General features: G+C 34.9%; 7 protein-coding genes. All 7 read right to left on the bottom strand.

The genetic code is table 11. The features are described 5' to 3' along the window. Positions 1–25: 25 nt before the first annotated feature. The gene (locus GSY47_RS06285) at positions 26–1,657 is read right to left on the bottom strand and encodes a RagB/SusD family nutrient uptake outer membrane protein (protein ID WP_179002500.1); all 1,632 of its coding nucleotides are present in this window, start codon (positions 1,655–1,657) and stop codon (positions 26–28) included. A gap of 10 nt (positions 1,658–1,667) precedes the next feature. Next, positions 1,668–4,835 (bottom strand): SusC/RagA family TonB-linked outer membrane protein, encoded by a 3,168-nt coding sequence (locus tag GSY47_RS06280; RefSeq protein ID WP_179002501.1) that lies wholly within the window; start codon positions 4,833–4,835, stop codon positions 1,668–1,670. Positions 4,836–5,415: 580 nt separating this feature from the next. Further along, a complete protein-coding gene (gene fsa / locus GSY47_RS06275) occupies positions 5,416–6,072 on the bottom strand; it encodes a fructose-6-phosphate aldolase (RefSeq protein ID WP_179002502.1) in 657 nt (218 codons plus the stop codon). 504 nt (positions 6,073–6,576) lie between these two features. Then, positions 6,577–7,902 carry a xylose isomerase gene (xylA, locus tag GSY47_RS06270; RefSeq protein WP_095931314.1) on the bottom strand — a complete coding sequence of 442 codons (1,326 nt, stop codon included), beginning with the start codon at positions 7,900–7,902 and terminating at the stop codon, positions 6,577–6,579. A 9-nt stretch (positions 7,903–7,911) separates the two neighbouring features. Then, the gene (locus GSY47_RS06265; protein ID WP_179002503.1) at positions 7,912–9,393 is read right to left on the bottom strand and encodes a xylulokinase; all 1,482 of its coding nucleotides are present in this window, start codon (positions 9,391–9,393) and stop codon (positions 7,912–7,914) included. 2 nt (positions 9,394–9,395) lie between these two features. After that, entirely contained in the window at positions 9,396–10,403 is a 1,008-nt protein-coding gene (locus GSY47_RS06260; protein ID WP_179002504.1) for a GntR family transcriptional regulator, read from the bottom strand. A gap of 535 nt (positions 10,404–10,938) precedes the next feature. Further along, positions 10,939–12,681 (bottom strand): glycoside hydrolase family 43 protein, encoded by a 1,743-nt coding sequence (locus GSY47_RS06255; protein ID WP_179002505.1) that lies wholly within the window; start codon positions 12,679–12,681, stop codon positions 10,939–10,941. Between the last annotated feature and the right edge of the window lie 17 nt (positions 12,682–12,698).

The following is a 12,698-nucleotide window of genomic DNA, read 5'->3' as shown; positions in this document are numbered from 1 at the left end:
TCTTTAGTTTTTTTATTTCTGCTAACTAGAATAAATCTTTAATCTTCTCTTCTGTAAACTGATACGGAACAGGATTTTCTCTCAATAACGGATTCTGAACTAACTCAGATTCTGGATAAGGAAGAAGGAAAATTGTCGTATCGATAACACCAATGGCACGTGGACTGCTGCTTCTTGCTGGGTCTATGGAAACTGTATTCGTTGCAGCATCATAAAGAATAGGCTGAACTGTACCTCTGTCTTGTCCTGTTATATAATTAATCACTTCCTGCTGTTTGTAATACGCTCTTCTTACCAAATCATACCAGTATTGACCTTCCATAGCCAATTCTACTCTTCTTTCGTGTATAATATCTGCATAAGTTAAAGTTGTTTTTGGCGTAAGACCTGCACGTGTTCGTAATTTGTTTATGCCCTCTAAAGCCATCGCATCAGAAGTAGAAGTATTGTTTCCTAAGGCAGCTTCTGCATAATTTAGATAAACTTCGGCCAAACGCAGCATATTGGTATTCAAAGCAGAATTCATACGGGTAATTTTCGAATTGTCTTTAGTAGACCCCACAACTCCTTTTTTTATGTTCACAAATTCTTTGCTGTGATTTACTGTATAGCCACCGTTTGATTTATTAATTTCTGGATAAAAATCATCATCAGCCATCCATGTAGCTCTTCGGCGAAGATCTTTTGATTCATATTCTTTTAAAACATCATACGATGCTCTTGTCCAATACCCCCAAGCCGCATCATCTCCAGTAATATCAGAACCTAATGCAAAATAAGCCTGCTGTGTATTGTTAACGCCATAATCTCCGTTTGGAACCCATTGTAAAGCAAACATAGATTCCGAGTTGTTGTTGTTATCGATCATGAATAAATCTTCATAATTAGCCATCAAACTGTAAGGGCCAGAACTCATTACTTTTTCTGCAGCTTTTTTAGCCAAATCAAGATATTCCTGACTGCGAGTTCCACTGTTTGGATTGTCGCTAACTCCTGAAAATGATAAATAAACACGAGAAAGCATTCCGAATGCGCTGTACCTTGTCAAACGTCCAGCCTGACCTGCGGTTTCTGGAAGGTATTTAGCGGCAAATTCTAAATCACGTATCGAAAATTCGTAAACATCTTTCATTGGATTTTTGTTTACAATTGGATTTTTCACCAATTCTCTCGGATCTGTAGAGATAATAACGTCTCCCCATAGAGAAGCTAGATACCAGTAAGCTGTTCCTCTCATAAAACGAGCTTGAGCAATATATCTGTTTTTTATATCATCATTAAGCGGACTTCCGGAAATCCCAATAATAACATTATTAGACTGCTGTACTACATTGTACAATGAAGCCCAAGCAGAAACTAATGGTCCTGTCAATCCAGTTTCTGTTAAATCTGTAAAAGGATATACATAGTCTGAAAAGGGAGCATACATATTTGCCGCACGTCCATCTCCTAAACCATAATAAAATTTATCATTAAAATCGAACCATACTTTGTTGTATAACGGTCCTGTCGCAGCCTGAAAATCGGATTCAGTCTTATAAAAATTTTCTTTAGTAATTACATCATTCGGTTCAACGTCCAAAATGTCGCTGCAACTCGTCCAAACAAATGGCAATGCAATAATTAAAGCCGTGTAAAATATTTTCTTTGTTTTCATTGTGCAGTTTTTAGAAATTAATGTTGATTCCAAGTGTAGTTGTTACTGGTGAAGGATAACGTCCATTATCGATACCATTTAAAAGCTGATTTTGATTTATCGCACCAACTTCAGGATCATATCCTTTATATTTAGTAAAGGTTAAAACATTCTGCATGTTTGAGTAAACTTTGATATTTGAAATTCCATATTTAGAATACAAATCCTTTGGTAGATTATAACCAATAGAAATGTTTTTAAGTCTAACATAGGAACCATCTTCTACAAACCTATTGCTCAAACGATAGTTAGAAGCAGAAGATGCTGATGAGGCTCCAATTCTTGGCATATACGGATCACCTCCCACAATTTGTACGTTTCTGTAATCATTAGGACCATTCGGATCTATTAATTCTAATTGCGCATATCCCAATGCTGTTTTCAATAAATTAGTATTTTCACGAGGATTTTCTAACCAGCGTCTTTGATAATTTAAAACATCATTTCCATAAGAACCTGTAAATAAAATGCTCACATCAAATCCTTTGAATGAAAAACTATTGTTAAAACCAAAAGTGAAATCTGGATTAGGGTTTCCAATATAACCAGCATCTTTTTCGTTGATTACACCATCTTTATTGACATCTTCAAACATATAATCTCCAATCCAAACACCGTTTTCGCCAATAACCATTCCTTCTGGTAATGCTGTAGGTTTTATAGTTCCTGATGCATCTTTATAATAGAAATCTGTTGCTTTTTCAAAACGTCCAATAACTTTATATCCATAAAATTGTCCTAATGTTTGTCCTACTGCACTACGAGTAACCACTGTTACATCTGAACCTTGCTGTAAAGTCTGATCATAAACTCCTGACTCAGAATTTAATTTCAATACTTTAAACCTATTCATAGAGATATTAAAGTTTGATTTCCAAAGAAAATCTGGTCTCTGCATATTGATTGTGTTTAGAGTAAACTCAATACCTTTATTTTCAAGAGATCCAATATTTGCAAAAGGCGGAGAAGTCGATCCTTGTCCTGTTGTTCCTACGTATGCAGGAAGTGACAATCTTAATAATAAGTCATCTGTTCTTTTGTAATAAACATCTGCGGTAATCTCCACTCTATTATTGAAAAGTCCAAGATCTAAACCAATATTAGTCTGGTTTGATTTTTCCCACTTCAAATCTGGATTTGCCGTATTGGTTGCAATCTGTCCGCTTCCCCAATTCGTTGCCGAAGTACCATAAACAGAAGTATAAGCATTGTTTGGAACACTTGAATTACCCGTAACTCCCCATCCAGCACGTAATTTAAGATTATTAATTGTCTGATTATCTTTTAAGAATCCTTCATTTGATATCTTCCAAGCCAAACCTGCAGCTGGGAACCAGTCCCATTTATTACCTTCTGCAAATTGTGAAGATCCATCTCTTCTAATCGTTCCTGTTATAAAATATCTGTCATCAAAAGTATAAGCTACCCTTCCAAAGTAAGAACTTAGAGAATTTGTAGAACTTGCATTAGAATTTCGTGCTGTTGTTGGATCACCCGCATTCAAGTCTGTTGCTCCATTTGTCAAATATCCAGAACGATAGCCGTAAAGATTTTCCCAGTTTCTTTCCTGAAGTTCTTCAGCCAGCATCGCATTAACGTTATGTTTTCCAAATATTTTATTATAAGTCAAAGTGTTAGTCCAGATCCAGTTTTCGCTGGTAGATTTTGTTCTTGTTCCTTCTCTAACCTCATTTGATAATGCACCAAAAGTATAAGATGGATTAAAAGTATATCGGTTTCCAAAACCATAATCTATAGAATATTGTGTTCTAAGTTTTAAATCTTTTGTAAAACTAATTTCTGCATAAACATTTCCTCTAACTCCATAATCTTTTCCATGATTATCTTTCAGCATTGCAATTCCTAATGGATTGGTTTGAACGAATTCAGTTGTATCTGGTCCATCAAAAGTTCCATCAGCATTTCGGGCTGCCACATTTGGCGTTTGTTTTAAAGCTGTCAGGATTACCGAATCATCATTAACAGTGGTCACTTGATTGGTTTTAAAAACATTCATATTTACCCCCACTTTCATCCATTTCTTTACCTGAGAATCGATAACACCACGAATAGTCATACGATCGAAAGAGGATCCAATTATAGTTCCTTCTTGATCAAAATAAGACATCCCTAATGCATAAGTTGTAGTATCAGAACCACCAGACGCAGATAAGTTATAGCTTTGAATTAAACCTGTTTGAAACAATTCATCCTGCCAGTTTGTTCCTTCGCCTAATAAATCAGGACGGATAAAATAAGGGTCTCTTTGTACAATTCCCAAGTCTGAGCGCGTATTTTTAAGGGTTCCATATTCTCTTAAATTAAGGACTTGCAACTGTTTAGGCATTTCCTGCCATCCAATATAACTGTCAAAATTTAAAGTCAAGTCTCCTTTTCTCCCTGTTTTAGTTGTTACCATGATTACACCATTTGCCGCTCTAGAACCATAAATTGCAGTTGCAGAAGCATCTTTCAAAATATCAATAGAAGCAATGTCGTTTGGATTAATTCCCGCAAGCGGGTTGGTATTTAAAGAACCTGAATTTCCATCAATAATAACACCATCTATCACATAAATAGGTTCATTTGAACCGGTTATAGAGCTAATACCACGAATACGCACTGAAGAACTTCCTCCTGGTGTACCGCTATTTTGCTGTATCTGCACACCCGCTGCACGTCCTTGTAAAACCTGATCAATAGTTGTAGCAACTGATTGAGTTACTGCAGCGCTAGAGATAGACGAAATAGAACCTGTTAAATCTGCTCTTTTAGCAGTTCCGTATCCAATTACAACAACTTCTTTTAAGTCATTTAAATTTTCTTCTAATACCGCATCTATTTTAGTTTTGTTGTTTACTAAAACTTCATGAGGCTTATATCCTATAAAACTAAAAACCAGAATACTATTGGCAGGAACAGATTGTAGTGTATATGTTCCGTCAAAGTTAGAAACAGTACTGGTTTTAGTTCCTTTTACAATAATATTGACACCTGGTATTGGTCCGCTACCATCAGATACAGTACCCGAAACAGTAATTTGCGCATTTACCGCAGCAGAGCATACCAGTATCAGAATTAGGACTCCCAAATTCTTAAAGTATTTTGATCTGCTTTTAGTAATTAAAAAGTTAGTCATAAATAATTGGTTTAATGAGTTAATAAGTATGGTTTAGTTAGTTTACTTTTAATTGACCTATAGTTTGTTTTTTTTATGTTAAAAGAAATCAAACAAAAACAACTTATAGTCAAAACAAATATATACAAAAAACAACAACACACAATCGGTTGCGTTAATTTTTTTTGTCATTTTAAAAAAAATACCTCTTCAAAAAAACATATTATTCGTTTATATTATTAAAAATTTAAATAATAATCAAAAACAAGAATTAATACAACGAAAACGTTAGAGATAATAAATCAATTACCTATAAATCTTAAAAAAAACATAAAAAGTTAAAATTTCATATTTTTTCAAAAACCGCTAAAACGTTGTAGTGAAACTGCAAAAAAGAATTGAAGAGAAAATCCTTATCCAACCCTTATACAATAAGGATTTTATTCAATTATCAACTACTAATCAATCTATTAACCGCTAAACAATATATTTCTTACAAAAGCACAAAACAAACAATCGGTTGCTTTTATTTCAAAAAAAATCCCCTCCAAATATCTTAGAGGGGATTGTAAAAATGATCGAAAACTGATCTTAAATAAGACTATAAATTCATCTTTTTGGCATCTTCAACAAACTGTTTTAATCCAATATCTGTTAACGGATGTTTCAATAATCCTTTGATTGCTGAAAGTGGCCCAGTCATAACATCTGAACCAATTTTTGCACAGTTAATAATATGCATCGTATGTCTTACTGATGCTGAAAGGATTTGTGTCTGATAATCATAATTATCGTAAATTTCTCTAATTTCAGCGATTAGGTTCATTCCGTCAGTCGAAACATCATCTAATCTTCCTAAAAATGGGGAAACATAAGTCGCTCCAGCTTTAGCAGCTAATAAGGCTTGTCCAGCAGAAAATACCAAAGTTACATTGGTACGAATTCCTTTTGAAGAGAAATATTTACAGGCTTTTATGCCATCACCAATCATTGGTAGTTTTACTACAATTTGAGGATGTAAAGCTGCCAGCTCCTCTCCTTCTCTAACCATTCCTTCAAAGTCAGTCGAGATTACCTCAGCCGAAACATCGCCATCAACGATATTACAAATAGCCAAATAATGATTTAGGATGTTTTGTTTTCCTGTAATGCCTTCTTTTGCCATCAAAGACGGATTGGTGGTTACGCCGTCTAAAACGCCTAAAGCCTGCGCTTCTTCAATGTCCTGAAGATTGGCAGTGTCAATAAAAAATTTCATAAGTTTTTGGTTTAAGTTAAAAGTATTTTTGCGTAAAAAAAACTTTGTCAAAGTTTAAAACATTGACAAAGTTCTCAGTGTGTTCTAGTGAGTGAAAAATGTGCATTTCGATTGATTCTGCTCTTCAAAAAACCTTTAATAAAAAATACTCACTTATTATTTTATCAAACTGACTTTTTCTCAATTTCAATTTTCAAAAAACAGTAACTAAACCTTCAATCTGTTTTCTTAAATCTCAGTGTAAAAAGCCATAATCTTAATACACATTTTCGAAGTTTTTATCTAAAAACGTTTTACAACTATCATAATGTAATTTATTTTCAGATAGTTTCTCACTAATAAAAATTTAAACACATAGAAACATAGATTCACTTCATCTATAAAAGGCATTTCACTAGTTTAAACACACATAGCTATGTGTGAAAATCTAGATTTTCTTTCATCTCTTTTCTTTTCAACAAATCAAAATCTATGTTTCTATGTGTTTAATTAATCTCAAACCAATTAAATATATTGGTTGATGATATTTTCAAACAATTCTTGTTTACCGCTTTGAAGATTTAATTCTCCATTTTCGTGAGCGATAGTATAAAGATCTTTCAGGTTTAATTTTCCATCAGCAAAATCTTTTCCTTTTCCAGAATCGAATGAACTGTATCTTTCTGTTCTCAATTTTTCGTAAGGAGAAGAAGTGATGATTTTATCTGCAGTCAATAAAGCTCTTGCAAATGTATCAGCACCGCCAATGTGCGCTAAGAAAACATCTTCTAAGTCTGTAGAATTTCTTCTGATTTTAGCATCAAAGTTAACTCCTCCGCCTTGCAATCCGCCAGCTTTTAAGAAAACCAACATGGCTTCAGTTGTTTCTTGAATGTTATTTGGGAACTGATCTGTATCCCATCCGTTTTGGTAATCTCCTCTATTAGCATCGATACTTCCTAACATTCCTGCTTTTGCTGCTACTTCTAATTCGTGTTGGAAAGTATGCTGAGCCAAAGTAGCGTGGTTTACCTCAATATTAATTTTGAAATCTTTATCTAACCCATAATTTTTCAAGAATCCAATTGCTGTAGCCGAGTCAAAATCGTATTGGTGTTTAGATGGCTCCATTGGTTTTGGCTCGATGAAGAAAGTTCCTTTAAAACCTTGAGATCTTGCGTAGTCTCTAGACATTGCTAAGAATTGCGCCATGTGGTCTAATTCTCTTCCCATATCTGTATTTAGTAAAGACATATAACCTTCTCTACCACCCCAGAATACGTAGTTTTCTCCACCTAAAGCAATTGTTGCATCCAAAGCTAATTTTACTTGACCTCCAGCTCTCGCTACTACATTAAAATCTGGATTTGTAGCGGCTCCGTTCATGAATCTTGGGTTCGAGAAACAGTTTGAAGTTCCCCAAAGTAATTTAATTCCAGAATCTGCTTTTTTCTGTTTTAAGTAATCTGTAATAAAAGCCAAACGTTTTTCTGATTCTGCGAAAGTTGCTCCTTCAGCAATCAAATCGTAATCGTGGAAACAGAAATAATCGAATCCCATTTTGCTGATAAATTCAAAAGCAGCATCTGCCTTATCTTTTGCCGCTTGATATGGATCTGATGAAGCATCCCAAGCAAATTGCTGTGTTCCTGGCCCGAATGGATCGCTTCCTTGTCCGCAGAAAGTATGCCAGTAAGCAATAGCAAATTTAAAGTGCTCACGCATTGTTTTTCCAGCTACAACTTGGTCTGGATTGTAATATTTAAATGCCAACGGATTATCAGATTCTTTTCCTTCAAATTTAATTTGGCCAATACCTTTGTAGTATTCTTTATCTCCTAAAACTATCATTTGATTTTTTTATTTATTTGTTAATATTAATTCTAATTCTTGTTTCCATTTTTTATATGCCGTTTCGTATTCCTCTTTATTTTTTAGAGGCAAAAAGGTCATTACGTGATCGTTTGTTGTAATTCCTGAACCAAATTTTTCAAAGTCGCCATCTGTCAAGCCAACTGCTCTTGCCGCTCCTACTGCTCCGGTTGTATTGTAAATTTCTATTTCATGTCCAATTAATGTTGCCACTGTATTAGAGAAAATTTCGGAACGGAATAAATTATCATTTCCAGCTCTAATTACATTAATCGTTGCATTATCATCTTTCAAACATTCCATTCCGTAAACAAAAGAAAATGCAATTGCTTCTAAAGATGCTCTGAACAAATGCGCGTTGGTATGAATATTAAAATTCAGGTTTAAAATATGAGATCCAATATTTTTATTATTGAACATTCTTTCGGCGCCATTTCCAAACGGAATGACAACCAATCCTTGTGAACCTACATTTATCTGAGATGCTTTTTCATTCATTTCTTCGTAGGATTCATTTCCGATATTGTTTCGCATCCATCGGTATTGGATTCCTGCTCCGTTTATATTCAGCAATTTTCCAACTCTCGGATTTGATTCCGTATAATTTACATGAACAAAGTTGTTTACACGAGTACTTTTTCCTGAGTTTGTTTCTGTAACAGCATAGAAAACACCCGACGTACCACCTGTTGCTGCAACTTCACCTGAACGAAGTACATTTAACGACAAAGCATTATTTGGCTGATCTCCTGCTCTATAAACAATCGGAATTCCAGCAGGAAGACCAGACTCTGCAGAAGCTTTTTCGGTCACAACTCCTTGATTTGTAAAATTTTCTACGATTTTCGGAGTCAATGTGGTATCAATTCCGTAATATTCTAAAAGCCAATCGGCTACTTTATTTTCTTTATAATCCCAAAGCATTCCTTCAGACAAACCATTTTTAGTTGTCGTTACTTCGCCTGTTAATTTCAAAGCGATATAATCTCCCGGAAGCATGTATTTAGCAATTTTATTGTAAACTGCTGGTTCGTTTTCTTTCACCCATTTCAGCTTTGAAGCAGTAAAATTCCCTGGCGAATTCAATAAATGTGACATACATTTCTCTTCTCCAATTTCGGCGAAAGCTTTATTCCCAATTTCAACCGCACGGCTGTCACACCAGATAATAGAATTTCGCAACGGAGCGCCTTCTTTGTCCACAATCACCAATCCGTGCATTTGGTATGAAATACCAATTCCCTGAATTTTAGACGCATCAATATTTGCTTCTTTAATCGCTCTTTTAGTCGCTGTACAAATGTATTGCCACCAAATTTCAGGATCCTGCTCTGCCCAGTCTGGGTGAATTGAAAGGATTTCCATTTCGTTTTGCGGTTCATTCAAAACGATCACTTTTTTACCCGTTTCTGCTTCAACAATTGCTGCTTTCACAGAAGAACTTCCAATATCATATCCGATATAATACATACTTACAATGATTCTCTTATTATTAATTTTGTCGGCACATAACACTTCGTTTCTTCGTCATGCGTAATAAATGCCGCTGCTTTGGTTCCTATTTCCTTAAAATCAGTTGAAACAACCGAAATTCCTTTGTATATAAATTTCTTCATCGGGGTTTCGTTGTATGACAAAAAGCCAACATCTTTTCCCGGTTCGTAATCTTTCTCTTTGCACTGCTCTAAAAAATGCCCTAAAATCCTGTCGCTTACACTGATATAAGCAATTCCTTTTTCGATATTGAACTTCTTCGGATCTGTAATCACTTCGTATTCAAAACCAAAATCAGCACAGAATTTCTTAAAAAATTCCACTGTTTCCCACGGGTGATTCGTAAAATCAGGATAGACAAATTGTATCTTTTTATACTTTTTAAACAAATAAACTGCCTCTGTCAAAGACTCATAAAATGCTTTTCCAAAATCCTGAAAAACATAATTGTTCGTCTTTTTCGCCTGAATATTCCAGTCAATCAAAAGCAATTTGTCACTTGAAATTGCCGACAATGCCGGAGCAATATCCCGATGATCAAAATTCATCACCACGTATTTATAATACTTCCCAATTCCGTTATTGATGATCGTTTTAAAAACATCAATATTATAATGATGAAACTGCACATCAATAATCACATTATCGGGCAGATTATTCACAACCGAATGGTACAAAACCTCTTTATATGCCTTAAACGTATCTAAAACCAAAAGCACTTTTCTTGTTTCTCCCGCTACATAATAGCCTTTATTCGGTACAGATTCAATCGTATTTTGGTCTTTTAAAATCGAATAAGCCTTAAAAACCGTGTCTCTCGAAAGCTGATATGTTTTGCAAATCACATTCACCGACGGAAGCAAATCTCCTTTTTGCAGAATATTCTCCGCAATCGAATTTGTAATTCCATCCACCAACTGCTGATACTTTGGAATATCACTTTCGTGATTGATTATAAACTCAAATTTTTCTTCTTCTTTTAGCATACCGTTCTGTTCCGTTCTGTTATGCTAAAGTAGCTAAAAATATTTTATAAAAAATTGTTTTTTGTATTAATTATGTTAAGTTTTTAAAAATCTATTTTTCAATAATTTGGGCGTGTGCTTGTCCCGATAGCTATCGGGAGGCTATCCGTTACAAGTCCTCGCACTTCCTTCGTCAGGCTCCGGGCTTTCCACTGCTATCCCTCACGCAAGCGGGTTCAAGAGACACAATCTTGTCATTTCCATTTAAAAGGAAAAATCACAATAGTAACTACATAAAGTGATTTAACCGAAAAGTTCGCAAGGGATTACGCAAGGTTCGCAAAGGGTTTCTCCACAATATTTCTAATCCCTGCATAGCTCTGGAAGAGCGCAATATTTATAGAAAACCTAAGCCCAACAGATTAAAAGCTCCAGCGGAGCGACACATTTATCGTTAACAACATATCGCTCCGCTGGAGCTTTTTATAATCGGACGTTCCAAAAAATCTATAAATATTTCGTCCCTCCGGGACTTTATCCGAAAAATCTAAAAAATCTATCTCGCAAAATGCCTACTCGACGCATACATCCCTAAATACGTTCCTACAAAACCTCCAGCTTCTTTTGTACTTAAAATAGCCCCGTCAACATCTTTAATTAACAAATTCCACTTTTCTTTTTCTTTTGTTTTAAAATAAAAACTATATAATCTTCCATTTCCTTCAATTTTCACTAATAAGTCTTTATCAGAATCAAAAAGATCTTTTTTAGCAATTATCTCCGATTTTCCATTATTGATTTTACCCGCAGTTCTTTCTACAAAAACCTCTTGCTTCTTATCAGTATTCAGGCGCTTTCCAATTAAAAAATAATGCTTTTCATTCTGGAAAGCAGTTAGACCCGCAACTTGTAAATTATCTTTTGGGGTAAACTCAAACTTCACTGAAGCTTCAAACTTTAAATGCTGTTGTCGTCTTCCAATAAAAGAGAAATTAGTTTCGGTATGAATCGATTCATTTCTCGGTTTGATATATAATTTTCCGTCTTTTAAATCATACCATTTTTCTAAAGGAGTTCGAATAAAATTCCATTTCAAACCCAATTCATCCGAATCAAAATTATCTTGCCAAACAAAATTCCCGTTATTGGCTTCTATTTTTTCTTTTGAAAGAATAAGATTTGGTCGTTTATGAATCATCGGAATAGGCTCATTTCCGCCGACAATTTCTGGCCAATCGTTTTTCCATTGCACAGGCATCATGAAGGTCTCTCTTCCAGTATTATACAAATCACCTTCATAAGGACGACAGCCCAAAAATACTGACCAACAATCGCCGTTTGACAATTGAACAAAATCAGCATGGCCAGTTGTCGAAACTAAATTTTTACGATTTGGGTCTAAATGCGATTGTGTCAAAATCGGGTTATTAGCATAACTTTCATAAGGTCCATAGATATTTTTACTTCTAAAAACCACTTCAGAATGATTGAAACCTGTGCCACCTTGAGCACAAATCAGATAATAAAACCCTTCTTTTTTAATCACATGCGGCCCTTCAATCCAAACAGGTTTTATAGCCATATCGGTTCCGCCGTTAATAACCAATTTGGGAGCTGTTGTGGTTTTTTGTTTTTCCAAATCATATTCCAGCATATAAATGGCGCGATGGCCATCGTGAAGCGAAACATTATTAGGCGGAGGCCCGTTATGTGTAATATAAACTTTTCCGTCTTCATCAAAGAAAATATCAGGATCAATCCCGTTTACTTCTGGAAGCGCAATCGGATTTGACCAAGGCCCAGACGGATTTTTAGCCGTAACAATAAAATTACCGACTCCGCTGACATTGGTACAAATCACATAAAAAATGCCTTTGTTGTATCGAATTGTTGGCGCGTACATACCGCCTGACAAACGAGAATTTCCAAAATCGGCTTGTTCACGACGGTTTATAATATTTCCAATCTGTTTCCAGTTTACTAAATCGGTACTTTCAAAAATAGGAAGACCAGGAAAATAGCAAAAAGAAGAATTCACCAAGTAAAACTTATCCTCAACCCTGCAGATTGTAGGATCAGGATAAAAACCAGCCAAAACAGGATTTAAATACTCAGCATCAGATTTTGTTAGATTTTGATACGCATCGTCATTTCCTCGGTAATCAAACCAGTCAAAAACAGCATAATCGGAATACACAACCGATTGTGGTTTTTGCGAAATTTTTTTACACGATGAAAAAGCACTCATTAAAATGACTACGCTTATCAATGCACTACCTAATCTGCTTTTTTTAAACATCTTTTTTTGCTAAAATC

It is taken from the genome of Flavobacterium quisquiliarum (assembly GCF_019308285.1).
GTDB lineage: Bacteria > Bacteroidota > Bacteroidia > Flavobacteriales > Flavobacteriaceae > Flavobacterium > Flavobacterium quisquiliarum.
This window is presented reverse-complemented; position numbering and strand designations above follow the sequence as displayed.